This window comes from Dactylosporangium sp. NPDC049742 (assembly GCF_040674675.1).
GTDB classification, from domain to species: Bacteria; Actinomycetota; Actinomycetes; order Mycobacteriales; family Micromonosporaceae; genus Dactylosporangium; species Dactylosporangium maewongense.
The window spans coordinates 45084-68133 of sequence record NZ_JBFANF010000008.1; the positions used below are offsets into that span (position 1 = coordinate 45084).

The 23050-nt window shown below is 72.0% G+C and carries 22 protein-coding genes and 1 pseudogene; 13 read left to right on the forward strand and 10 right to left on the reverse strand.

Annotated elements, in window-relative coordinates; translation table 11 throughout:
• The first annotated feature begins 2 nt into the window (after positions 1–2).
• On the forward strand, positions 3–569 hold the full coding sequence (locus AB0J72_RS12990; protein WP_363398163.1) for a hypothetical protein: 567 nt from the start codon (positions 3–5) through the stop codon (positions 567–569).
• 136 nt (positions 570–705) lie between these two features.
• Here AB0J72_RS12990 and AB0J72_RS12995 read toward each other — a convergent pair whose 3' ends face one another.
• Together AB0J72_RS12995 and AB0J72_RS13000 are read right to left on the reverse strand one after the other, a co-directional pair.
• Entirely contained in the window at positions 706–1176 is a 471-nt protein-coding gene (locus tag AB0J72_RS12995; protein ID WP_363398518.1) for a hypothetical protein, read from the reverse strand.
• 9 nt (positions 1177–1185) lie between these two features.
• Positions 1186–1794, reverse strand: a complete 609-nt coding sequence (locus tag AB0J72_RS13000) for a hypothetical protein (RefSeq protein WP_363398165.1) — start codon at positions 1792–1794, stop codon at positions 1186–1188.
• An 18-nt stretch (positions 1795–1812) separates the two neighbouring features.
• On the opposite strand from AB0J72_RS13000, the gene AB0J72_RS13005 reads away from it, so the two are divergent.
• The gene (locus AB0J72_RS13005; protein WP_363398167.1) at positions 1813–2163 is read left to right on the forward strand and encodes a hypothetical protein; all 351 of its coding nucleotides are present in this window, start codon (positions 1813–1815) and stop codon (positions 2161–2163) included.
• Here AB0J72_RS13005 and AB0J72_RS13010 read toward each other — a convergent pair.
• The 3 genes and pseudogenes from AB0J72_RS13010 to AB0J72_RS13020 form a co-directional block, all read right to left on the reverse strand.
• Positions 2154–2417: a hypothetical protein gene (locus tag AB0J72_RS13010; protein ID WP_363398169.1), complete on the reverse strand. Its 264-nt coding sequence runs from the start codon at positions 2415–2417 to the stop codon at positions 2154–2156. The genes AB0J72_RS13005 and AB0J72_RS13010 overlap by 10 nt on opposite strands.
• A 39-nt stretch (positions 2418–2456) precedes the next feature.
• Positions 2457–2642: pseudogene (locus AB0J72_RS13015) on the reverse strand (Rid family hydrolase); the annotation flags it as partial.
• Positions 2643–2681: 39 nt separating this feature from the next.
• Positions 2682–3524 carry a helix-turn-helix transcriptional regulator gene (locus tag AB0J72_RS13020; protein WP_360563281.1) on the reverse strand — a complete coding sequence of 281 codons (843 nt, stop codon included), beginning with the start codon at positions 3522–3524 and terminating at the stop codon, positions 2682–2684.
• Between the two features lie 100 nt (positions 3525–3624).
• Here AB0J72_RS13020 and AB0J72_RS13025 point away from each other — a divergent pair, with 100 nt between their 5' ends.
• The 4 genes from AB0J72_RS13025 (at position 3625) to AB0J72_RS13040 (ending at position 7351) form a co-directional block, all read left to right on the forward strand.
• Complete coding sequence (locus AB0J72_RS13025) at positions 3625–4368, forward strand: SDR family oxidoreductase (protein ID WP_363398171.1); 744 nt, start codon at positions 3625–3627, stop codon at positions 4366–4368.
• Between the two features lie 131 nt (positions 4369–4499).
• A complete protein-coding gene (locus tag AB0J72_RS13030) occupies positions 4500–5885 on the forward strand; it encodes a serine hydrolase domain-containing protein (RefSeq protein ID WP_363398173.1) in 1386 nt (461 codons plus the stop codon).
• A gap of 179 nt (positions 5886–6064) precedes the next feature.
• Positions 6065–6802, forward strand: a complete 738-nt coding sequence (locus AB0J72_RS13035) for a MerR family transcriptional regulator (RefSeq protein WP_363398175.1) — start codon at positions 6065–6067, stop codon at positions 6800–6802.
• Positions 6803–6814: 12 nt separating this feature from the next.
• Positions 6815–7351, forward strand: coding sequence for a TIGR00725 family protein (locus tag AB0J72_RS13040; RefSeq protein ID WP_363398520.1), 537 nt, complete (start codon positions 6815–6817; stop codon positions 7349–7351).
• A gap of 340 nt (positions 7352–7691) precedes the next feature.
• Here AB0J72_RS13040 and AB0J72_RS13045 read toward each other — a convergent pair whose 3' ends face one another.
• Together AB0J72_RS13045 and wrbA are read right to left on the reverse strand one after the other, a co-directional pair.
• Complete coding sequence (locus AB0J72_RS13045; RefSeq protein WP_344509744.1) at positions 7692–8156, reverse strand: DIP1984 family protein; 465 nt, start codon at positions 8154–8156, stop codon at positions 7692–7694.
• A gap of 24 nt (positions 8157–8180) precedes the next feature.
• Positions 8181–8825 carry an NAD(P)H:quinone oxidoreductase gene (gene wrbA, locus AB0J72_RS13050; protein WP_363398177.1) on the reverse strand — a complete coding sequence of 215 codons (645 nt, stop codon included), beginning with the start codon at positions 8823–8825 and terminating at the stop codon, positions 8181–8183.
• 117 nt (positions 8826–8942) lie between these two features.
• On the opposite strand from wrbA, the gene sigJ reads away from it, so the two are divergent.
• The 3 genes from sigJ to AB0J72_RS13065 all read left to right on the forward strand — a co-directional run bounded on the left by sigJ (position 8943) and on the right by AB0J72_RS13065 (position 13524).
• The gene (gene sigJ / locus AB0J72_RS13055; RefSeq protein ID WP_363398179.1) at positions 8943–9827 is read left to right on the forward strand and encodes an RNA polymerase sigma factor SigJ; all 885 of its coding nucleotides are present in this window, start codon (positions 8943–8945) and stop codon (positions 9825–9827) included.
• 79 nt (positions 9828–9906) lie between these two features.
• Positions 9907–11916, forward strand: coding sequence for a glycerophosphodiester phosphodiesterase family protein (locus AB0J72_RS13060; RefSeq protein ID WP_363398181.1), 2010 nt, complete (start codon positions 9907–9909; stop codon positions 11914–11916).
• A gap of 234 nt (positions 11917–12150) precedes the next feature.
• Positions 12151–13524 (forward strand): ricin-type beta-trefoil lectin domain protein, encoded by a 1374-nt coding sequence (locus AB0J72_RS13065; protein WP_363398183.1) that lies wholly within the window; start codon positions 12151–12153, stop codon positions 13522–13524.
• 692 nt (positions 13525–14216) lie between these two features.
• Here AB0J72_RS13065 and AB0J72_RS13070 read toward each other — a convergent pair.
• On the reverse strand, positions 14217–15290 hold the full coding sequence (locus tag AB0J72_RS13070; protein ID WP_363398185.1) for a HAMP domain-containing sensor histidine kinase: 1074 nt from the start codon (positions 15288–15290) through the stop codon (positions 14217–14219).
• Positions 15287–15949, reverse strand: coding sequence for a response regulator transcription factor (locus AB0J72_RS13075; RefSeq protein WP_363398187.1), 663 nt, complete (start codon positions 15947–15949; stop codon positions 15287–15289). The genes AB0J72_RS13070 and AB0J72_RS13075 overlap by 4 nt, the downstream gene beginning before the upstream one ends.
• A 115-nt stretch (positions 15950–16064) precedes the next feature.
• On the opposite strand from AB0J72_RS13075, the gene AB0J72_RS13080 reads away from it, so the two are divergent.
• Positions 16065–17492 carry a hypothetical protein gene (locus tag AB0J72_RS13080; protein ID WP_363398189.1) on the forward strand — a complete coding sequence of 476 codons (1428 nt, stop codon included), beginning with the start codon at positions 16065–16067 and terminating at the stop codon, positions 17490–17492.
• Positions 17493–17840: 348 nt separating this feature from the next.
• Here the strand turns inward: AB0J72_RS13080 and AB0J72_RS13085 are convergent, their stop codons facing one another.
• Complete coding sequence (locus tag AB0J72_RS13085; RefSeq protein WP_363398191.1) at positions 17841–19034, reverse strand: CoA transferase; 1194 nt, start codon at positions 19032–19034, stop codon at positions 17841–17843.
• Between the two features lie 292 nt (positions 19035–19326).
• On the opposite strand from AB0J72_RS13085, the gene AB0J72_RS13090 reads away from it, so the two are divergent.
• From AB0J72_RS13090 to AB0J72_RS13100, 3 genes are read left to right on the forward strand one after another with little or no spacing between them, the layout of a single operon-like run.
• Entirely contained in the window at positions 19327–20127 is an 801-nt protein-coding gene (locus AB0J72_RS13090; protein WP_363398193.1) for a cyclase family protein, read from the forward strand.
• The gene (locus AB0J72_RS13095; RefSeq protein WP_363398195.1) at positions 20120–21580 is read left to right on the forward strand and encodes an MmgE/PrpD family protein; all 1461 of its coding nucleotides are present in this window, start codon (positions 20120–20122) and stop codon (positions 21578–21580) included. Before AB0J72_RS13090 ends, AB0J72_RS13095 begins: the two co-directional genes overlap by 8 nt.
• The gene (locus AB0J72_RS13100) at positions 21577–23043 is read left to right on the forward strand and encodes a dihydroorotase family protein (RefSeq protein WP_363398197.1); all 1467 of its coding nucleotides are present in this window, start codon (positions 21577–21579) and stop codon (positions 23041–23043) included. The genes AB0J72_RS13095 and AB0J72_RS13100 overlap by 4 nt, the downstream gene beginning before the upstream one ends.
• The last annotated feature ends 7 nt before the right edge of the window (positions 23044–23050 follow it).

Consider the following 23050-nt stretch of genomic DNA (forward strand, 5'->3'; position numbering starts at 1 on the left):
TCGTGGCCATCGGCGTGGCCGCCGTCCTCATCGTCGTCTCCGGCTTGGCCGCCTGGAACCCGTGGAACTTCGTGCGGCTCGGCCACGGCGGGTACTGGTTCGCCGGTGCAGTCACGCTGACCCCGCTCACCGGCGGGGTCGTCGCCGTGCTGATCATCCGTAACCGGGCCGCCGCCATCGCGGTCGGGGTCGTCAGCGCCGTGCTGACCCTGGTCGTCGCGGCCGGCGGCGCGTTCCTCGCCCTGTTCACCGACCCGGAGTGGGACCGCACCGTGCTCGCCAGCTCGCCGAGCGGCACGTACCAGGTCGTCAGCCTGGAAGACCTGAGCCTCACCTCGCGCCGGTTCATCCGGGTGTCCCGCCCTGCAGGCATCCTGACCCGCGACTCCACCCGCCCTCTCGTGTGCATCGAGAGCGGCTTCGGCGACACCCCGAACATCACCGTGAAGTCCGCCCGCTTCGTCACCGAGCACGAGGTCGAGGTCACCCTCCAGGACGGCAAGACCTGGCAGACCCAGTTCGACCCCGACGACCTGCAACCAGCGCAGACCCTCAAGGACGGCTGCTGACGCCGCCGCCGGTCCGGCCCACTGGCACCGCCTTCCTCGGGCGCCGGACCGGCGGCCCTGTCATCGCCTTCGCCGAGCGCCGGACCGGCGGCACTGGCAGCGCCTTCGCCGGGCGCCGGACCGGCTCGCCGCGGCGTCAGTGCAGGGACGTCTTCAAGACGATCAGCGCGACGCCGAAGCTGCCGGCGACGGCCGCCGACACCACCCGCTCGCCGCGGCTCAGGCGCCCGTGCCGGCCGATCTCCCAGCCCGCCAGGCAAAGCAGCAGCGTGGAGCAGACCAGGGCGGCGACCACGGACCACGGCTGCGAGTGACCCGCCAGGTCGGCCGCGACGAGCACCGCCACCGGCAGCGCCGAGGCGGTCACGATCTCCCAGCCGCTCGCGAGCTGCCGGCGGACCACCACCCAGGCCGGGCGGTGCCCCTCGTGGATCCGTTCGGCGACCAGCCGCGCGTAGCGCTCCGCGCTCCAGTACACGAGCAGCGTCACCACGACCGCGACGGCGGTGGCGGCCGCGGTGTGGGCGTGCGACGCGGCCATGACGGCGGCGCTGACGATGACGCCGTAGATCCCGGCCGCAGTGCTCTCCTCGTCCGCCCGCGCCATCCGCACGCCCTAACGATCTTCGGCGGCTCCGCCCGGCACCTCCTCCCGGCTGGGTGAAGGCTCGCCGAGGACCGCGGCCAGGTGCGCCGCGGCCATCGTGTCCCGCGGCCGCAGCGCCAGCAGCGCCCGGAGCCGGCGCGCCGCCTCCGCACGCCAGGCGGGGTCCTGCGCGTCGAGGTCCTCGGGCTCGTCCTCGCCGGTGTAGCAGACGAAGTCGTCGGTCGTGGACTCGTCCAGGACCAGCAGCGCCATCCCGTTCGCGGCGGCCGCGTGCGCCGGGTCGGCGTCCAGCGCCCGGCCGTACAGCTCGAACGCCTCGGCGCGGCGCCCCCACAGGCTGCGAAGCCAGGCCTGTCGGTCGCCGGTCCCGTCGTACAGCGGCGAAAATTCCAACACGGTGCGGAATTGCCGCAGCAACAGCCCCGCGAGCAGGGTCGCGGTCACCGGGTCGGCGGGCTCGGCCGCCAGCGCGCGCCGCAGCCACCCCTCCGCCTCGGGCACGTCGTCCGGCGTCTCGAGCGACGACGCCCCTTCCAGCACGCACAGGCGGTGCCCGAGCTCCCGCGCCGCCCCCGCATCACCGGCCTCCGCCGCCTGCCGCAGTCCCTCGAGGTCCACGGCGCTACCGTACTGGCCATGTTCAGCTGGTACGTCGTCCGCCGCACCTCGATGGTGAACAACAACGACACGGCCACCGACTGGTTCGTCCTCAGCGACCACGCCGACCTGCTGCGCGTCCTGGACACCCTGGACGTCAACCCGAGCTGGACCGATTCCTGCGTGCTGCAGGTGTACCGCGACAGCCGGCTCGACATCAGCATCGACCTGCTCGCCACGGTCTCCGAGGACGACGTGGACGACTTCTGCCCGCCCGACCTCACCGGGGTCACGATCCCCGCCCTCGACGGCACCCCGCTCCCGCCCGGCCACCCCGTCATCCTCGACGGCACCCCGCTGCACTACGGCAGCAGCACCTTCTACAACTGACCGAGGCGCGGGGGACCTACCCGGCAAATCCAATAGCCGCTGCCTTCGTGCCGGACGACGTCCCCGTCCGGACGGCCGACGCAGACCGCGCCGCCGTCCACCCACACCTGCTCGCCCTTGCGGAGGAAGACGGGTTGCGGGAGCTCGACGGCCCAGTCGCCGGCGTCGACCCTGTTCACGAGCGTCAACCGGTCCACCGGAGCCGGCGCCGTCCGGATCGGCCCCGCTGTCCCGCCACCCGTCCCGAGATCCATGCCACGAGAATATCCACCCGGCCGGGGATTATGGCCGCGTCAAACGGTCGCGAGGGCGCCGACCTCCACGCGGAACGCGGGGTGCACCAGGAGGCTGGCGATCACCTGACGGATCCGGGCCTCCGGGCCGCCGGGGCCGACGAGCCCGCCGGCGGAATCCAACGGCACCTGGCCGGAGACGGCGACGAGCTCACCGGAGAAGCGGACCGCGTGGCTGTAGCCGTTGACCGGTCCGGGCGGGTGGAAGTTCCCCGCCGCCCTGTCCTAGGCCGGGACGGTGGTGGGCAGGTCGGTGGTCATGGTGGTGAGCAGGCGCAGCGCCTGGGCGGACGGGCTGGCGGGCTCGGCGTGGTAGACGAGCAGCTGCTGGCCGGGGGCGCCGTTGACGGTGAAGGTCTCGAACGACAAGGTCAGCTCCCCGACCATCGGGTGGACGAAGCGCTTCGTGCCGGCGGTCTTCGCGGCCACGTCGTGGCGGGCCCAGAGGCGGCGGAAGTCCTCGCTCTTCAGGGACAGCTCGCCGACGAGGTCGGTGAGGCGGGGGTCGTCGAGGTCGGCGCCCGCGGTGGCGCGCAGGCTGGCGACGGTCTCGGCGGCGACCTTCGGCCAGTCGGCGTAGATGCGGCGGGTGGCGGGGTCCAGGAAGACGGCGCGGACCTGGTTCTGGCCCTTGACCGAGCAGTGGTTGAGGGCCGCGGCGAGGGCGTTGTTCGCGAGGACGTCCAGGTGGCGGCCGACCACCATCGCGGGCGTCTCGGTCCACAGGTCCAGCAGGCGCAGCAGGTGCGCGCTGACCCGCTCCGGCTGGCGCGGGCGGCGCCGCGGGCGGGATGCCGGGCGGGCCAGCTCCCGCAGGTGCGCGATGCCCTCGTCGTTCAGCGTGTACACGCGAGCCAGGGCATCGATCACCTGATCCGATGGGTGCTTCTCGCGGCCCTGTTCGAGCCGCACGTAGTAGTCGGCGCTGACCCCGGCGAGCAGGGCGACCTCCTCCCGGCGCAGGCCGGGGGTGCGGCGGCGGGCCGGCTCGGGCAGGCCGAAGTCCTCGGGCCGGGTCACCTCGCGGCGCGCCCGCAGGAACTCGCCGAGCCGGTTGTCGCTGTGCATCCGTCCAGCGTAGGCGGCTCGGACGGCGGTTGCCTGGCCGTGGTACTCCCAGGTAAATCCCGTCCTGGATGGATTGTGCCGAGGCGCCGACGGTGGAGGCATGACAAACACCAACAGGGTCGCCGTCGTCACCGGAGCGACCAGCGGCATCGGCGCGGCGACCGCGAAGCGTCTCGCGGACGGCGGGGCGGCCGTCGCGCTCGTCGGGCGGCGGGAGAGCCGCCTCAAGGACCTCGCGGCCGAGATCGGCGGCAGCGCGCTGCCGGTCGCCGCGGACGTCGGCGACCTCGACGCGATGCGGGCCGCCGCGGCCACGATCCGCGAGGCGTTTGGCCGGGTGGACCTCGTCGTGGCCAACGCGGGGGTCATGCTCGCCGCCCCGTTCGAGGCCGCGCAGACCGCCGAGTGGCAGGAGATGATCACGACGAACGTCAGCGGGCTGCTGCACACGGGCCGCGCGTTCATCGACGACCTGCTCGCGGCGGCCGCGGACGGCCGGCCGGCGGACCTCGTGCACGTCGGATCCGTGGGTGGGCACATGGTCTTCCCGAACTACAGCGTCTACACGGCCACGAAGGCCGCCGTCGCGCACCTCACCCGCAACCTGCGGGCGGAGCTCGGCCCGCGCGGCGTCCGGGTCAAGAACGTCGAACCGGGCTTCGTGCTCACCGAGCTCGGCGACGGCATGCTCGACACCACCCAGCGCGACCAGCTCGCCCAATGGCGCGACTCGATCGAGGTGCTCACGCCGGAGGACGTCGCCGACGCGATCGCCTACGCGACGGCCGCACCGGCCCGCGTGAACCTGGCCGAGATCATCGTCGTGCCGACGCAACAAGGCTGAGTGCCGACGCAACAAAGGCTGAGTGCCGACGCAACAGGGCTGAGTGCCGAGGCAACAAGGCTGAGTGCCGACGCAACAGGGCTGACCGCGGGCTTGACCTTGACCCAGGGGCAGGGTCCGACGATGGCGGCATGACCGACATGGCGCACATCAGCGAGCGGGTCGCGGCCTTCTGCGACACCACGAACATCCCCGGCTACGTCGCCGGCGTCCACCACGCCGGCGGGCAGCACATCGTCGCGCACGGGGTGGCCAACGCCGCCACCGGCGCGCCGATGCGCGGCGACACCCGGTTCCTCTTCGGCTCCATCACGAAGGTGATGACGACCATGCTCGTGCTGCGGCAGGTCGAGCTCGGCGCCGTCGACCTGGACGCGCCGGTCGTGACGTACCTGCCGGAGTTCACGCTGACCACGCCCGGCGCGGCCGGCCGGATCCTGGTGCGGCACCTGCTGACGCACACCAGCGGGATCGACGCCGACCTGTTCTTCCCGGCCGGGTGCGGCCCCGACGCGCTGCGGACCTACCTGGACGGGCTGGGCCGGCAGTGCGGGACCCTGTTCGAGCCGGGCGAGCTCGTCAGCTATTCCAACGGCGGAATGATTGTCGCCGGACGGATGCTGGAGGTCGTCACCGGGACGCCGTATCACGAGCTGCTGCGGCGGGAGGTGTACGCGACGGCGGGTATGACCGACGCGTGCACGTCCGCGGAGGAGGCCATCCTGCGCGGCGCCGCGGTCGGGCACTTCGCCGACCCGGCCACCGGCAAGGTGCGGACGACCGGCATGTTCACGCTCCCCGCGACGTGGGCACCGGCCGGCGGCACGCCGATCGGGACCGTCGGGGACCTGCTCGCGCTGGGCCGGGCGCATCTCGCCGCCGCCGGTGCACCGGCGATCTCGGCCCGCTCGGCGGAGCTGATGCGCACGGTCGCCCACGACCTGGGCACGCCGAACGTGCCGCCGGTCGGAATGGGCTGGCTGGTGCGCGAGCTGGGCGGCACGACCGTGCTGACGATGTCCGGGGCGTCGCCGGGCGGGGTCGCGGTGCTCGCCGTCGCGCCCTCGGAGGATCTGGTGTTCGCCGCCTACGGCAACGACGCCCGCGCCCTGGCGCTGCACGACGCGCTGCTGTCATCGCTGCTGCCGGCCGCGCCGGTGGTCCTGAATCCAACAGACGTTGCATTGTCGCGTTACGTGGGCACCTACCGGTCGGACCAGCTGCGCATCGAGGTAAGCGCCGTGGACGGGCAGCTGGAGGAGCGGATCACCTACGAACCCGCCGACGCCGTACAGGAGGCCACCTTCACGGGGTTCGTCGGCGGCCCCTTCGTGGTCCCGCCGCTGCGGTACGAACCGGTCGGCGCCGACCTGTTCGCACCCGCCGGCCTGCCGCTCGGCGACCTCGACCTGACGTCGCGCCAGTACCTCGTGTCGTACCACGGCGACGGTCCGGACGGCCCCACCCACCGCTGCTCCGGCGGCCGCATGACCCGCCGCGTCCCGTCCGGGCAATGACGGCCCGGTCCGCGCTGACAGGATGCCGGGCACTGGACGGCCTGGTCCGCGCTGACAGGATGCCGGGCACCGGACGGCCTGGTCCGCGCTGACAGGATGCCGGGCATCGGACGGCCTGGTCCGCGCTGACAGGATGCCGGGCACCGGACGGCCTGGTCCGCGCTGACAGGATGCGGGTCATGAGCGACGAACGGCACCTGCTCACCATCGGCCGGCTCGCCGACTACGCGGGCGTGACCATCAAGGCCGTCCGCCACTACCACGCGCGCGGCCTGCTGCCCGAGCCGTCCCGCGACGAGTCCGGGTACCGCCGCTACACCGCCGCCCACGCCATCCAGCTCGTGCAGATCAAGACCCTGGCCGACGCGGGCGTGCCGCTCGCCCGGGTCAAGGAGCTCCTCGTCGCCGCCCCAGCGGAGTTCGCCGCGGCGACCGCCGAGATCGACGACGACCTGCGCCGCCAGGCCGAGAAAATCCAACGCAGCCGGGACCGCATCGCCCAGCTGCGGACCGGCGACCGCCTGTTCGTCAGCGAGGAGGTCGCCGCCTACCTCGACCGGCTACGCGCGCTCGGGGTGAGCGACCGCGCCGTCCTGCTGGAGCGCGACATCTGGGTGCTGCTGCACGCCGTCTCGCCGCGGCAGGCGGACGGCTGGGTCACCGACAAGCTCGACGCCCTCGACGACCCCGAGTTCCAGGCGATCTACCTCGCGTACGACGCCGCGTTCGACGCCCCGCCCGACGACCCGTCCCTGCCGGCCCTCGCCGCCCGCGCCCGCCGCTGGTACGCCGCGCGGTACCCGTCCGGCGAGCCCTCCACCGGCGCCGACCCGGACATCACCCGCCTCGCCGCCCTCGCCGCCGGCGCGTCGTCACCCGCCTGGACCCGCCTCGCCGAGCTCGCGCGATCGGTGTGACCGGCGTACAGCATCCGGAAGCGGCGAAAGGCGGGTAGCGTCGCCGACGTGCGGGGACCCTATGTGGCGGTGATCGGGGCGGGGCGGGCGACCGGGGAGCAGGAACGCGTCGCCGAGCGGGTCGGGGCGCTGCTCGCCGAGGCGGGCGCGGTGGTCCTCTCCGGCGGGCTGGGCGGGGTCATGCGGGCGTCGTGCCGCGGCGCGTTCGAGCGGGGTGGCACGACGGTCGGCCTCCTCCCCGGCGGGGACCGGAGCGAGGGCAACCCGTTCCTGACCGTGGCGCTGCCGACCGGCATGGGGGAGCTGCGCAACGGGCTCATCGCCAGGACCGCCGACGGGCTCATCGCGGTCGGTGGCGGGTGGGGGACGCTGAGTGAGATCGGCTTCGCGATGCGGCTCGGGCGGCCGCTCGTCGCAGTCGGCAGCTGGGCGGTCACCGCTCCCGACGGCGGCCCGACGTACCCGGTGGTGGACAGCCCCGACGACGCCGTCGCCTGGCTGCTCCGGGAGCTCGGCCGCCCAGCTGGAAGCCGCCCAGCGGTGCACTGACCGCCGCGGGAAGCGCCCAGCAGCGCACCAGCCGCCGCGGGAAGCCGCCCAACAGTGCAATTGCGGCCGCAGAATCCATCCAGCAGTGCAATAGCCGCCGCGGGAAGTCGCCCGGAGACGCGAAGTGCCCCTTGCCCGCCCTCGCCGTCGTGGATCTGCACCCGGTGGTGTGCCGTGCTCCGTGCCTCGTCACCTGTGCGCTGTGCTGGGCGTGCGTTGTCTGCCGGGGAGTCGAACCCCCGCGCCTGCCCGCGGCGCGCCAGAAGAGGAGCCGAATTGCCCGTCGGCTCTCGGGTCGTGCACGCCTCCACGACGGCTACCTGCTTCGCGTCCCATCCGGTCAGTCCAGGAGGTCGGCCTCCCAGTTCGTGCGCTGCACGGCGGTGTCGACCTCGCGCAGCTGCCGCGCCACGTCGTCGGCCTCGGCGCGCAGTTCGGCGACCGGCAGCGCCGACAGCATCTTCAGCTCCGAGCGCAGCTGCCGGTAGCCGCGCTGCCCCTCACCCGCGGCGGCGCTCGCCGCGGCCGTCACCACGCTGTGCCGCAGGCGCAGCACGTCCCGGCGGGCGAGAGCGTCGGTGAGCGTGCCGTCGCCGAGCGGCGTGGCGGCGTTGGTGCGGTTGATCCGCCGGATCAGCGACTCGAGCTCGTCGAGGACGGCGCCCGCCTCGGCGAGCAGCGCCGCCGCGTCCTCGGCGGGCGTCTCACCCTCCTGAAACCGGGCGCTGCCCGTGATGCGGGCGCGCAGCTGTTCGACCCGGCGCGCCGCGTCGGCGCGCAGCGCAAGCGCTTCAGCAAGCTTCACGCCCGCCAGTGTCCGCCATGACGATCATGCCCGCACGCCGTTTTCCGGCAACCGGCCCGTTTCCGGCAACCGGCCCGCCTTGAGCGCGGCGGCGGTCTCCACGGCGCGGCGGGCCTGGTGCCGGGCCGCCTGCAGGACGACCTCGCCGGGCGGGCCGTCGCCGGTCACGTGCGAGGTGCCGTACGGGTTGCCCGACCTGAACTGGATCGGGTCCGTGTAGCCGGGCGGCACGATGATGCCGCCCCAGTGGTAGAACACGTTGGCGAGCGCGAGGAGGGTCGATTCCTGGCCGCCGTGGGCGGTGTTCGACGCGGTGAACGCCGTGTACACCTTCCCGGCGAGCCCGCCGCTGAACCACAGCGGCCCGGTGCTGTCGATGAACGCCTTCAGCTGCGCGGACACGTTGCCGAAGCGGGTCGGCGTGCCGAAGAGCACCACGTCGGCCCAGTCCAGGTCGTCCAGCGTCGCCCCGGCGACGTCGGCACTCGCCGAAACGTGCGCGGCCCACGCCGGATTCCCTCCGATGATGGATTCCGGCACGGTCTCCGCGACCTTTCGGAGCCGAACGGTCGCGCCGGCCTTCTCGGCTCCCTCCGCCACGGCCGCCGCGAGGGCGTGCACGGTGCCGGTCGCGCTGTAGTAGACGACGGCGGCATTCACAGGCTGCATGTCGTTGCTCCCTTGTCGTTTGGCTGCTCATGTACGACGAAGCCGGCGGCCGACATGTGAGGCTCACAATCCGCGGGGCTGTCTCGTCGACACTGGAGGTGCACGGAAGGGGGCCACATGGAACCGGTCATGGCCGAGCGGCGCAGGTTGACGGACCTCGCATACCGCCTGCTGGGATCGCTCGCGGACGCCGAGGACGTGGTCCAGGAGACCTACGCACGCTGGTACACCTTGAGCGAACACCAACAGGAGTCCATCCAGAACCCGGCGGCGTGGCTCACGACCGTCGCCGGGCGGATCTGCCTGGACCTGCTCGGGTCGGCGCGGGTGCGGCGCGAGCGTTACGTCGGGGAGTGGATTCCCGAGCCGCTGCCCGGCCGTCCACAGTGGATCGGCGGGCGGCCCGACGGCGCCGCGCCCGACCCGGCCGAGCGGGTCACCCTCGACGAGTCGGTCAGCATGGCGTTCCTCGTGGTGCTGGAGGCGATGACGCCCGCGGAGCGGGTCGCGTTCGTGCTGCACGACGTGTTCCAGTACCCGTTCGCGGAGGTCGCCGGGATCGTCGGCCGCAGCCCGGCGGCGTGCCGGCAGCTCGCGTCGTCCGCCCGCCGGCGCATCCGCGAGCACCGCGAGGCCGCGCCGCCGGCGGGTGACCGCACCGGCGTGGTGCGGGCGTTCCGGCGGGCATGGGAGGCCGCGGACGTCGACGCGCTCATCGACCTGCTCGACCCGGCGGTCACCGCGACCGGCGACGGCGGCGGCCTCGTCAACGCGGCACCGCACCCCGTCGTGGGCGCCGAGGAGGTGGGCCGGTTCTTCGCGGTCCGCACCGGGTTCCGGCTCGCCGAACGGACCGTCAACGGCGAGCCCGGCCTGGTCGCCGAGGTCGACGGCGCGGTCGTGGCGGTGCTGGCGTTCGACGTCGCGGGGGACCGGATCCGGCGCATCTGGGCGGTGCTCAACCCCGAGAAGCTCCGGCACTGGACGACCCGGACGCCGTGAAAGCTTGTACGCCCGGCGTTCACGGACCCGTCAACCTCCGCCCCGCCTCGCGCCGCCTGACGTTGGCAACGTGCCCGTCATGTCCATGTCTCGATGGTCGGCCGCCGTGATCGCGGCCGGCCTTCTCCTTCCCCTGGCGGTGGCCACGCCCGCGGCGGCGCACCGCAAGGCGTCCTTCGACATCCAGGCTCACCGCGGCGGGCTCGGCCTGCGCAGCGAGAGCACGCTGAGCTCGTTCGGCAACGCGCTGCGGCTCGGCGTCACCACCCTCGAACTCGACATCCAGATCACCGCCGACGGCCAGGCCGTCGTCACCCACGACCGTCGCGTCAGCGGCGCCAAGTGCCTCGACACCGCGCCGGTCGCGGCGGGCGATCCCGCGTTCCCGTACGTCGGGAAATTCATCAAGGACCTGACCCTCGCGCAGGTCCGGACGCTCGACTGCGGCAGCAAGGGCCTGCCCGAGCACCCGGGCCAGCTGCTCACCCCCGGCTCGCGGATGCCGCTGCTGCACGAGGTGTTCGACCTCGTCGCCCGCTACGGCAACGACGACGTCAAGTTCAACCTCGAGACGAAGGTCGAGGCCGGCGCGCCGCAGGAGACCGCGCCGCGCGAGCAGTTCGTCCAGGTCGCCGCGCGCGAGATCCGCGCCGCCGGGCTGCTGCGCCGGGTCACGATCCAGAGCTTCGACTGGGGCGCGCTGCGCCGCTTCCGCGAGGTCGAGCCGCGCCTCGCGCTGGTCGCGCTGACCAACCGCGACTTCCTGCAGACCGGCCAGCCGGGCGCCTCGCCGTGGCTGGGCGGCCTCGACATCGACGACTTCGGCGGCGACCCGATCGCGGCCGTGAAATCCATCGGCGTGACGAGTTTCTCGCCGGTGCACGGCTTCCCGCAGAACGGCAAGGTCACCGACGCCGGCTACCAGCCGTACGTCACGGCGGCGATGGTGCGCCACGCGCACGCCAACGGCATCAAGGTGATCCCGTGGACCGTCGACGACCCGGCCACGATGAACAAGCTCATCGACGACGGGGTCGACGGCATCATCACCGACTACCCGGACCGCCTGCGGACCGTCGCCGCCCAGCGCGGGTTCGCGCTGCCGCGCGGTACCAAGTCACCCTTCGACATCCAGGCGCACCGCGGCGGCAAGGCGACCCGGCCGGAGAACACCCTGGCCGCGTTCCGTAACTCGCTGGGCAACGCCGACATCTCCACCCTGGAGCTCGACACCGGCGTCACGAAGGACGGCGTGCTCGTCGTCAGCCACGACCGCTCGCTGAACGGCTCCCACTGCCGCGACACCGCGCCGGTCCGTCCGGGCGACCCGCTGTTCCCGTACATCGGCAAGTCGATCCACGACCTCACCCTCGCCCAGGTGAAGACGGTCGACTGCGGCAACGCCTCGGCGCCCGGCGAGCGCATCCCGACGCTCGACGAGCTCTTCGCCGTCGTCAAGTCCAGCGGCCGCGACGACATCCGCCTCAACATCGAGACGAAGATCAGCCCGACCGTCGCCGACACCGAGCCGTATTGGATTTTCACCATCCGTCTCGTCACCGCGATCTCGAAGGCCGGCCTGGACCGCCGCGTCACCATCCAGTCCTTCGACTGGCGGACCATCCAGCTGTCGCGCGCGCTGAACCCGAGGATCGAGACCGTCGCGCTGGTCTGGCAGTACGGCCCCGCCGAGTGCGCCACCCTCGCCGACGAGTGCTCGCTGCAGGCGGTCTACGGCAACCCGTCGGTGAAGAGCCCGTGGACCGGCACGCTCGACTGGTGGAAGTACCGCGACCTGGGCAAACTGGTGAAGGCGAGCGGTGCGTCGACCGTCTCCGCCAACTGGCAGGTGCACGACCCGGCCCAGGGCACCGTCGTGTCCGACGACTGGTACCTGCGGCAGAACCCGGCCTACTTCCACGGCCCGACCGTCGACGTCCTGCACCGCCGGGACGGGCTGAAGGTCGTGCCGTACACCATCGACGACGAGCCGACGATGGACCGTGCCATCGCCCTCGGCGTCGACGGCATCATCTCCGACGACCCCGGGAAGCTGATCACCGTCGCCAGGCGCGCCGGTCTGCGCTGACGACTCCGTTCGCCGCACCCGTCGCCGGTACTGCCGGCGGCGGGTGCACTTTTTTCGCCCCGCTCCGACTTTTCAGTACGTCGCGTCGTGCGTGATCGCGTTGCCGGACCTGCAGTTATTGACAACAAGCTTTCCAGTAGCCCAGGATGCTGAGAGCGCTCTCACGTCCGCCAACGTGTGGCGTACCGCCAATCGCACCGTCTCCGCTCCTGCTCGAGAAGGGCAACCCTCACCGTGGAGATCCAACAAGAACGCACACCCCGCAGGCTCCGCGGCCGCACCGCGCTGCTCGCCGCCGCCGGCGCGGTCGTGGTGGCAGCCGCATCGATCGCGGCACTGCCCGACGCCGGCGCGTCGGTGCCGCCCACCCCGTCCGGCTGGACCCAGATCTTCGCCGACGACTTCAACGGCGCCGCGAACACCGGTGTCAACACCGGCAACTGGCTCTACGACCTCGGCCACGGGTACCCCGGCGGCGCGGGCAACTGGGGCACCGGCGAGATCGAGAACATGACCAACAGCACCCAGAACGTCTACCTCGACGGTGCTGGCAACCTCGCCATCAGGCCGCTCCGCGACGGCGCCGGCAACTGGACCAGCGGCCGCATCGAGACGCAGCGCACCAACATCGCCGCACCGGCAGGCGGCAAGCTGCGGGTCGAGGCGCGCATCGCGCAGCCCAACGTCAACACCGCCAACGGCGCCGGCTACTGGCCCGCGTTCTGGATGCTGGGCGCGGCGGCGCGCGGCACCGGCGCGACCGGATGGCCCGGCATCGGCGAGATCGACATTCTGGAGAACATCAACGGCCGGCCCTCCGTCTTCGGCGCCCTGCACTGCGGCACCAACCCCGGCGGCCCGTGCAACGAGACCACCGGCATCGGCAGCGGCGAGCGTCCCTGCGGCGGCTGCAACGGCGGCTACCACACGTACGCCGTCGAGCAGGACCGCAGCACCTCGCCGGAGCAGATCCGCTGGTACCTGGACGGCAACAACTTCTTCACCATCAACGCCAACCAGGTCGACGCGACCACCTGGAACAACGCGACCCACCACGGCTTCTTCATCATCCTCAACGTGGCGATCGGCGGCGGCTTCCCGGCCGCGTTCGGCGGCGGCCCTTACGCCTCCACCGTGTCCGGCGCCCCGATGATGGTCGACTACGTCGCGGCGTACACGGCCGGCGGCGGTGGCGGTGGCGGCACCACGCCGCCCCCGAGCGGCGGCAAGGCCGTGAAGGGCCCCGGCGGCCTCTGCCTGGACGTCCGCTCCTCCAACAGCGCCAACGGCACGCCCGTCCAGCTGTGGGGCTGCAACGGCACCGGTGCGCAGCAGTGGACGTACGTCGAGGCGGGCAGCACCCTCCGCGCGTTCGGCAAGTGCCTCGACATCCCGGGCGGCTCCACCGCCAACGGCGCCAAGCTCCAGATCTGGGACTGCAACAGCACCGGGGCCCAGGTCTTCATCCACCGCGCCGACAACACCTACTACAACCCGCAGTCCAACAAGTGCCTCGACGACCCCAACGGTTCGACGACCCAGGGCATCCAGATGCAGATCTGGGACTGCAACGGCAGCGGCGCCCAGAAGTTCAGCCTGCCGCAGTAACACCTGAACACCGACACACCCTTGGGCCGGCCCTACCACAGGCGCCGGCCCAAGGCCGTTCCTCAGGGTGCCCCACGTCGACTCATCGCCAGCTACCTGAGTCGGGACACCCCCACACGCCACGGCACTCCGACCGTCCTCGACTCTGTGCCCCCCGGCGGCATCACCGCGATCCCATGCCGAACCTCCCGACACCACCCGCCGCGACGACGGCCGGCCCGTGTTGGACCTCCAGTCCCCAGCGACCGGCATCACCACGACCGCCCATGCCGGACCTTACGGCGCCACCGACGGCGGCCTGCCCACCGCACTGCCCCCGGTGCCGCCAACGGCGATTGCACTGCCCGCGGTGCCACCGACGGTGGCCTGCCCACCGCGCTGCCCTCGGTATCACCGACAGGGGCGTGCCCACCGCACTGTCCTCGGTGCCGCCGCGGCCGCACAGCCCTCCGGCAGGTGCCCCGACCTCCCTCGCCGCGCTGCCTCGGTGCCGCACCGCCTCAACCAGGGCGGTCCCACGCCAAGGGTGCCCCGCCGTAGCAGCCGCGCAGCCACGAGCCAACCCTCCGGCCATCGCTGTCCCCGCCCCAGCAGCAGCCCCAGTAGCAGCCGTTCTGACAGCCCACCCGGCTGTTGCCGGCACCGACCGCGCGGGGTCGCCGCGAGCGCTCGGCCCCGATGCCCCGCGGTCGTCAGGGCGCAGGTGAGAAGTCGACGGTGATGTGGAGCCCTCCTTCCGGCCCGGGGCACGCGGCGAGCGAAGCGTGATGCGCCTGCGCGATGGCGGCGACGACGGCCAGCCCGAGCCCGTGGCCACCCGTGTCGTCGGTGCGGTCGGTGCCGTGGCGCTGAAACGGCTGGAACAGCCGCCCGATCTCCGCGGCGGGGATCGGCGGCCCGGTGTTGCCGACGGTCAGCCGTCCCGTGGGGGTCGTGGCGACCTCGACGGTCCCGTCCGGGACGTTGTGCCGCAGCGCGTTGCCGACCAGGTTCGTCACTAGGCTCGCGGCCAGGCGCGGGTCGCCGAGCACCGGTGCGGCGGCGAGCACGGTGTGGACGCGCACGCCGCGCCGCTCGGCCTCCGCGCGGTGGTCGAGGACGACGGCCCGCGTCACCTCGGCGAGGTCGAACCGCTCCCAGCGGTCGATCGGCTGATAGCCCGTCGCCAGCGTGAGCAGCGCGTCGATCAGGTGCTCCTGCTGCTCGCCGAGCTCCAGCAGCTCGTGACAGGCTGATCGGAGGGTCTCGTTGGTGGCGTGCGGGTCGGTGAGCGTCAGCTGCAGCATGGTCCGCTGCACGGTGAGCGGCGTGCGCAGCTCGTGGGAGGCGTTGGCGATGAACTGCCGCTGTGCCGTGAACGACGCGTGCAACCGTCGCAGCAGATCGTCGAGCGTGTCGGCGAGCTCCGCGAACTCCTGGTACGCGGCCGGCACGCGCAGCCGCGCGGCGAGGGTGTCCGCGGACATCGCTCGGGCCGAAGACGTGATCACCTGAAGGGGGCGCACCGCCCGCCCGGCGATCCACCAGCCCAGCACGACGGACAGCGCGGCGATGAAGACCAGCGCGACGGCGGAGTAGCGCAGCAGCTCACCGAGGTTGCTGGTGGCCTGGGCACCGTCGCTCCCGTCGACGGGGGTGGTGTGGCCGGTGCTGATCAGCGGCAGGTTGACGAACGCCAGCAGCAGCACGCCGCAGCCGAAGGCGAACGCCGCGTGCAGCAGCGCGAGCCGGGTGCGCAACCGGCGGCGCGGCGCTGGGCCGGTCACCGCTCGCCGATCCGGTAGCCGCCCTCGCGGACGGTGTGGATGGCGGGTGGCTGGCCGAGCTTGCCACGCAGCCGGGCGATCGTCGTCTTCACGGTCGTGGTGAACGGGTCGGTCGCGTCGTCCCAGACCCGCTCGAGAAGCTCCTCGGTGGACACGACACGCCCGCCGGCGGCCAGCAGGTGCGACAGCACCGCGAACTCCTTCGGGCTGAGATCCAGCCGCCGGCCGGCCCGCGACGCGACCCGCCGGTTGGGGTCGAGAGTCAGGTCACCGTTGTCCAGCACCGGGGGCAGCGCCGGCGTGCTGCGGCGGCCCAGCGCCCGGACGCGCGCGACCAGCTCGGCGAAGTCGAACGGCTTGGGCAGATAGTCGTCGGCGCCCAGGCCGAGCCCTTCGACCCGGTCACGGACGGTGCCGGCCGCGGTGAGCATGAGCACGCGGGTGCCCGCCCCGCCGGCCACCGTGCGCCGGCACACCTCGTCCCCGTGCAGGCCGGGCAGGTCGCGGTCCAGGACCATGACGTCATAACGGGTGGCGGCCAGCTGCTCCAGCGCGGCGTGACCGTCGAGGGCGGTGTCGACGGCCATCGCCTCGCGGCGCAGACCGGACGCGATCAACGCGTTCAGCGTCCGATGATCCTCAACCACCAGCACTCGCATGACCACACCTCCATGCAGCAAGAGCGACGCCGACCACGATGCCACGCGGGTGGTGACAGCCCGGTGACAGCGATCGACACCGTCCTGTCACCACCGCCGGCGTACAACCGAAGCCATGACACAAGTCACCAGGCTGCTGCGGTCGGAGTGGACCAAGTTCCGCACGGTGCCCGGCTGGGTGCGCGCCGCCGCGGCCGCCGCCCTGATGATCGTGCTGTTCCCGCTCACGGGCCTGGCCGGCGGGGCACCCGAAGAGCGCTCGAAGGTGCCCATCGGGCCGCACGGCGGACCCGTCAGCGACGCGTATTTCTTCGTGCACCGCCCCCTGACCGGCGACGGCAGCATCACCGTCGCGGTCACCGCACCGTCCTCCACCAGCCCATGGGCGAAGGCAGGACTGATCGTCAGCGCGGGAGCCGAGCCCGGCGCCCGCTATGCGGCCATCATGATGACGGCGGCTCATGGTGTACGGATGCAGCACGACTACCTGCACGACCACGCCGCGCCGGCAGGTGGCTGGCTGCGCCTGACCCGAGCCGGCGACACGGTCACCGGCGAGGTCTCCGCCGACGGCGCGAGCTGGAGCGAGGTCGACTCCGTGCGGCTGGCGGGACTGTCCGGCACCGTGCAGGTGGGCCTGTTCGTGGCCTGCCCGCCACTGGTCGACGGCATCGGCACCGCCGGCAACACGGCCACCGCCACGTTCAGCGGCCCTCAACTGGCGGGCGCCTGGCCCGCCGCCGACTGGGCCGGTGACCAGCGAGGAGCGGGCACGGCCACGTTCGCGGGCTATCCGTCCGGCACGTCCGGCGGGTTCACCGCGTCCGGCGACGGCTTCACCGTGACCGGCGCCGGCGACCTCGGCCCGGCGCCCCGCAACGAGGTGCCCGTCGGTGCCACCGCAGCCGATCTGCTCTTCGGCACGTTCCCCGCGCTGGTCGTCATCGTCGTGGTGGCCACCCAGATGATCACGACCGAGTTCCGGACCAGGCTGATCCGCACCACGTTCAGCGCCAGTCCCCACCGGGTGCGTCTGCTGGCGGCCAAGGCGGCCGTGCTGGCCGGTGTCACGTTCACCGTCTGCCTGGCCGCGACGGTCATCGCGGTGCCACTGTGGCTGCGGGTGGTCCGCGGCCTCGGCCTCACCGTGTTCCCGGCCACGGACGGCACCCTGCTGCGGGCCGAGGCCGGCACCGCCGCGCTGCTCGCCGTCACCGCCGTCTTCGCGCTCGCCGTCGGCACGGTCGTGCGACGCGGCGCCACCGCGGTGACCGCCGTCGTGGTCGCCACCGTGCTGCCCCACCTGCTGGCGCGGACACCGTTCCTGCCGCCAGCCATGGCCGAGTGGCTGGCGACGTTCACCCCTGCTGCGGCCCTGGCCGTCCAGCAGACCCTGACCCGCTATCCCCAGGTCGACAGCGTGTACACCCCCGCCACCGGCTACTACCCGCTGTCCCCGTGGGCCGGCCTCGGTGTCCTTTGCGCGTACACGGCGCTGACCTTCGCCTTAGCCGCCGTCCTCCTGCGCAGGAGAGACGCATGAGACGCCGCCGCAGAAGCGACGGACGAGGCGACGCCGTGGAGCGACGCATGAGACGCCGCCGCAGAAGTGGTGCATGTGGCGACGCCGCAGAAGTGGTGCATGTGGCGACGCCGCAGAAGCGACGCATGAGACGTCGGAGTGGAAGTGACGCATGAGGTGTCGGCGCAGGCCGTTGCTGTGAGATGAGAAGGGTGCGATGGGACGGGCTACGTGAAGCGCCGCCGCGTGAGGAGCGCGGCGTGTTGGATGTCCGCAGGCAGATGGAGAGCGGGGTGCCCTGAATCGCGGCCGTGTACGCGCACGTCACCACTGTCAGGGGTCACCCGCGTGGTTACGGGTGTCTTCGCGTCAGACGGCTCCGGCTGCGTTCAGGTCGGCGATCTCCTCCTGTGTGTAGCCGAGCTCGGTGAGCACCTCTTCCGTGTCGGCGCCCTTGGGGCGGCCGGTGAATCGGATGCGTCCGGGTGTGCGCGACATCCGCCACATGACGTTGTGCATGAGCATCGGTCCGAGCTCGGGGTCTTCGACCTGCGTGATCATCTCGGTCTCGCGCATGTGTGGGTCGTGGGCGATGTCGGCGGCGGAGTAGACAGCGGCGAGCGCTGCACCGGCCTGCTCGAAGGCCGCGAGGACCTCGTCGCGGTCGTACTTGCGGACCCAGGTGCCGACGTATTCGTCCAGTTCGTCGGCGTGTTCGGCGCGCGTGTGCCCGGCTGCGAACCACGGCTCGTCGACGACCTCCGGGTGGCCGACGAGGTGCATGACCCGTTCGGCGATCGCCTGTGCGGACGTCGAGACGGCCACCCAGTGGCCGTCCTTCGTGAGGTAGGTGTTGCGGGGGGCGTTGTTCGTCGAGCGGTTGCCGTGCCGCTGTTCGACGACGCCGAGCTGGTCGTAGACGGTGACGCCGGGGCCGACCGCGGTGAGGATCGGCTCGATGAGGCTGAGGTCGATGACCTGGCCGGCCCCGTTGCGTGCGTCCCGGTGGTAGAGGGCCATGACGGCCGCGGAGGAGGCGGCGATGCCCGCGATGCTGTCGGCCAGGCCGAAGGCGGGCAGCATCGGAGGGCCGTCGGCCTCACCGGTGAGGTGGGCGAAGCCGCTCATCGCCTCGGCCAGGGTCCCGAACCCGGGACGCGACGCGTAGGGACCGTTCTGGCCGAAGCCGGTGATCCGCACGATGATGAGTCCGGGGTTGAGGGCCTGCAACGCCTCGGGCGACAGCCCCCAGCGCTCGAGCGTCCCCGGACGGAAGTTCTCGACGAGCACGTCCGACTCGCGAACGAGGCGTTTGAGCACTTCGGCCCCGGCGGGCACCTTCAGGTTCAGCGTGACGGCCCGCTTGTTGCGGGACACTTCCTTCCACCACAGTGGCACCCCGTCCTTGGACGGGCCGTGACCTCGTAGCGCGTCGCCCTTGGTCGGATGTTCCAGCTTGATGACCTCGGCTCCGTAGTCGCCGAGGATCTGGCAGCACAGCGGGCCTGCCAGGATCGTGGACGCGTCGATGACCCTGACGCCACGCAACGAATCCTGAGTCATGTCCCTCCTTGGTTCCCGACAGTGGAACATCGTTCCGCACTCAAGCTAGGTTCGATGTCGCTCGGAGTCAATCGCGCGAGTTGGTCGGGTGCGATCGGGTTGCCGAGAGGGCAAGGTGCCGCCGTACCGCGAAAGAGACGCTTTCCACAGAGCGCAATGGTGTTCCGCTCTGCGGGTTTCTCGGCTAGTCTCCGTGACTACACCAGCGGGGCCCGAGGTGAAGGGCGCCTTCAATGCCCGACCGGAAACGGAGGACAGGGTTCACGTGCCGGATGACGTGTTGATTGAAGCCGTGGCACAGGGCGTGCGCGTCTTCGACCTGGGGCGGGTCCTCTTCGTGGGGATGCCCCAGTCTCCCAACCACCCTCACTACTGGCACGCGCTGCCGCGCCGGCACGGCGACATGGTGCGGTCGGACGGCGGCTCGGCCTCGAACGACATCATCACCATGGGCACCCACGTCGGCACGCACATCGACGCCCTCTCCCACGTGTCGCAGGACGGTCGCCTCTTCGACGGCTCGGACGCCTACGAGGCTTCCTCAGGCGGTCGCTTCATCGAGCTCGGGGCGCACACCATCCCCGCCATGGTGCGTCGTGGCGTCCTCCTCGACGTGCCGGCGGCCCTCGGCACCCCGGAGGGATGCCCTCCCGGCTACGAGATCACGCCCGACGACCTCGAGGTCACCCTCGAACGTCAGGGCGGGTCCGTCGAGGCCGGCGACGTGGTCCTGATCCGGAGCGGCTGGGGCAGGCACTTCGACGACCCCGACCGATCGGTCTTCATCGGCGGCGAGTCCGGCGTCCCCGGTGTCGGCGAGGCCGGCGCACGCTGGCTCGCGGATCGGGGCGTCGTCGCCGCGGGCGCCGACACCATCGCCTTCGAGTGCCTCCCTCCGGGCGCGGGACACAGCGTGCTGCCTGCTCACCGGGTACTGCTCGTCAACGCCGGCATCTACATCATGGAAACCCTCGACCTCGAGGAGCTCGCCGCCCAGGGCGTGCACGAGTTCGTCTTCGTCGCCTCGCCGCTCAAGTTCTACGGCGCGACCGGATCGCCCGTCCGTCCCCTGGCGGTGACGAGCGGTGCATGACGCGACCCTCGCCCAGGCGATCGCGCGGTTCGCCGCCGGGGCCCGCTACGAGAACCTGCCCCCGGCGGTCACGGCGAGCGTGCGGCAGCGGGTGCTGGACACGCTCGGCATCTGCATCGCGGCGCAGAGCCTCGACAGCAGTCAGGCCGTCATCGACTACGTCGCCGAGCAGGGCGGTGCCCCCCAGGCGCGCGCGATCGGAGTGCCGCACCGGGTCCCCGCCGCGCTCGCCGCCTTCGGCAATGGAGTGCTCGCCCACTCCCTCGACTATGACGACACGCATCTGCCTTCGGTGCTCCATCCGAGCGCGACCATCGTGCCCAGCGTGCTCGCCGCCGCCGAGCGCGCGGGCACCGACGGGCGCACGGCGGTCACGGCGATCGCCGTGGGTCTCGAGGTCTGCGTCCGCATCGGCATGGCCGGCTACGACCGGCAGGCCGGCAACTCGGTGTTCTTCGAGCACGGGCAGCACGCGACCTCGATCTGCGGCGCCCTCGGTGCCGCGGTGGCCGTGGGCGTCGTTCTCGGCCAGGACGAGGCACAGCTGACGAGCTGCCTCGGCGTCGCGGCGTCCATGGCCGCCGGCATCATCGAGGCCAACCGGACCGGTGGCAACGTCAAGCGACTGCACTGTGGCTGGGCCGCGCACTCCGCCGTGACGGCGGCCGACCTCGTCAGCCGGGGCATCACGGGCCCGCCGACCGTGCTCGAAGGGCGGTTCGGGTTCTTCGAGGCGTTCCTGCGCGGCGAGTTCGACCCCGCCGCCATCCTCGAGGGCCTGGGAACCGAGTGGGAGGTGCCCAGGATCTTCTTCAAGCCGTACCCCGCCAACCACTTCACCCACGCCGCCATCGACGCCGCCACCGCGCTGCGGCGCAGGGGCGTGGACCACCGTGCGGTGCGCAGCCTCACCCTCGGCGTCCCGGCGCCGGTCATCAGGACGATCGGCGAGCCGATCAACGGCAAGCGCCGCCCGGTCACGGGTTATCAGGCCCAGTTCTCCGGTCCGTACGCCGTCGCCGTCGGCCTGCTCGGCGGGGGAGGCGGCCTCGGGGTCGGCCTCGACGACTACACCGACGAGCTCGCGGTCGCCCCCATGCGCCGGGAAATCATGGACAAGGTCAGCGTCGTCGCCGACGACGAGTGCACCCGGATCTTCCCGGAGCAGTTCCCTGCGGTCCTCACCGCCGAGCTCGTCGACGGCTCGGCCGTGACCGAGCGGGTCCTCGTCAACCGCGGCGGTCCGCAGCACCCGCTCTCCGATGACGAGGTCGAGCTCAAGTTCCGTGACAACGCCGGGCGGCACCTTCCCGAGACAGCGGTGGCGCTGATCGCGGCGCGCGTGCTGGCTTTCGACGAACTGAGCGACGTCGGTGCCGCCCTCTCCGCCCTCGACGACGTGGCGGCCATCGAGTACTCCGTCACCACTACCGCGCAGGAAGGCGACCTATGAACTACGACCTCATCGTCCGCGACGTTCGCCTCGTCACCCATGAGTCGCGCCAGGCCGTGCTCACCGACATCGCCGTGACGGACGGGCGGGTGGCCGCCATCGGCCACCTCGGCGACGCCACCGCGACGACGACGGTCGACGGTGGCGGCAAGCTCGCGCTGCCCGGCGTCGTCGACGCCCACCAGCACTGGGGCATCTACAACCCGCTCGAGATCGACACGGAGACCGAGTCGAAGGCGGCGGCCCAGGGCGGTGTGACGACGGGCCTCAACTACATGCGCACCGGGCAGTACTACCTCAACAAGGGCGGCGCGTACCGTGACGTGTTCCCCGAGGTGCTCGAGCGCAGCCAGGGCCGGGCGTACATCGACTACGCCTTCCACCTCGCGCCGATGTCCAAGGAGCAGATCGGCGAGATTCCCGAGCTCATCAAGGAGCACGGCGTCACGTCGTTCAAGATCTTCATGTTCTACGGTGGCCACGGCCTGCACGGCCGGTCCGCGGACCAGAGCTCGTTCCTCATGACTCCCGAGGGCGAGCGCTACGACCTCGCGCACTTCGAGTTCGTCATGCGCGGCATCCAGGCGGCCCGGGAGGCCGAGCCGCAGATCGCGGACTCCATCTCCCTCAGCATGCACTGCGAGACCGCCGAGATCATGTCGGCCTACACCGCCATGGTCGAGCAGGAGGGGCGGCTCACCGGGCTCGAGGCGTACTCCGCCTCCCGGCCTCCGCACTCCGAGGGCCTCGCCATCTCCATCGCCTCCTACCTCGCCCACGAGACGCGGCTGGCGAACATCAACCTGCTGCACCTGAGCGGACGCAAGGCGGTCGAGGCGGCCCTGCTCATGGCGAAGACCTTCCCGCACATCAACTTCCGCCGCGAGGTCACCATCGGCCACCTCGTCGCCGACTACCACAGCGCGTCGGGGATCGGCGGCAAGGTCAACCCCCCGCTCCGCTCGCGTGACGATGTCGAGGGGCTGTGGGAGCACGTCCTCGCCGGCGAGATCGACTGGGTCGTCAGCGACCACGCCTGCTGCCGCGACGAGATGAAGTTCGGCGAGGAGCGCGACAACGTCTTCGTGGCCAAGTCCGGCTTCGGCGGAGCGGAGTACCTCCTGCCGGCGCTCATCACCGAAGGTCGCAAGCGGGGCCTCGGCCTGGACCGGATCGCCGCCCTGACCGCGTGGAACCCGGCCCAGCGCTACGGGCTCTCCGGTCGCAAGGGCGTCGTCAAGGTGGGGTACGACGCCGACTTCTGCCTCGTCGACGACTCGCGGTCGTGGGTCGTGCGCGCCGAGGACTCCCTCTCGACGCAGGAGTACACGCCGTTCGAGGGGTTCGAGCTGTCCGCCGCCGTGACCGACACGTTCGTGCGCGGCCACCACGTCCTGGCCGATGGGGCGATCCAGGGTGAGCCCCGCGGTCAGTACCAGCGGCGCCCGTTGACCACCGAGTAAGGCAACC

Bases quoted from the DNA above. Each gene is read 5' to 3' on its own strand.
- AB0J72_RS13020 (WP_360563281.1), bottom strand. From the start codon at position 3,524: ATGCACAGCGACAACCGGCTCGGCGAGTTCCTGCGGGCGCGCCGCGAG.
- AB0J72_RS13085 (WP_363398191.1), bottom strand. From the start codon at position 19,034: ATGACTCAGGATTCGTTGCGTGGCGTCAGGGTCATCGACGCGTCCACG.
- AB0J72_RS13030 (WP_363398173.1), top strand. From the start codon at position 4,500: ATGACCGACATGGCGCACATCAGCGAGCGGGTCGCGGCCTTCTGCGAC.
- wrbA (WP_363398177.1), bottom strand. From the start codon at position 8,825: ATGCAGCCTGTGAATGCCGCCGTCGTCTACTACAGCGCGACCGGCACC.
- sigJ (WP_363398179.1), top strand. From the start codon at position 8,943: ATGGAACCGGTCATGGCCGAGCGGCGCAGGTTGACGGACCTCGCATAC.
- AB0J72_RS13010 (WP_363398169.1), bottom strand. From the start codon at position 2,417: ATGGATCTCGGGACGGGTGGCGGGACAGCGGGGCCGATCCGGACGGCG.
- AB0J72_RS13025 (WP_363398171.1), top strand. From the start codon at position 3,625: ATGACAAACACCAACAGGGTCGCCGTCGTCACCGGAGCGACCAGCGGC.
- AB0J72_RS13080 (WP_363398189.1), top strand. From the start codon at position 16,065: ATGACACAAGTCACCAGGCTGCTGCGGTCGGAGTGGACCAAGTTCCGC.
- AB0J72_RS13060 (WP_363398181.1), top strand. From the start codon at position 9,907: ATGTCCATGTCTCGATGGTCGGCCGCCGTGATCGCGGCCGGCCTTCTC.
- AB0J72_RS13075 (WP_363398187.1), bottom strand. From the start codon at position 15,949: ATGCGAGTGCTGGTGGTTGAGGATCATCGGACGCTGAACGCGTTGATC.
- AB0J72_RS13100 (WP_363398197.1), top strand. From the start codon at position 21,577: ATGAACTACGACCTCATCGTCCGCGACGTTCGCCTCGTCACCCATGAG.
- AB0J72_RS12995 (WP_363398518.1), bottom strand. From the start codon at position 1,176: ATGGCGCGGGCGGACGAGGAGAGCACTGCGGCCGGGATCTACGGCGTC.
- AB0J72_RS13005 (WP_363398167.1), top strand. From the start codon at position 1,813: ATGTTCAGCTGGTACGTCGTCCGCCGCACCTCGATGGTGAACAACAAC.
- AB0J72_RS13035 (WP_363398175.1), top strand. From the start codon at position 6,065: ATGAGCGACGAACGGCACCTGCTCACCATCGGCCGGCTCGCCGACTAC.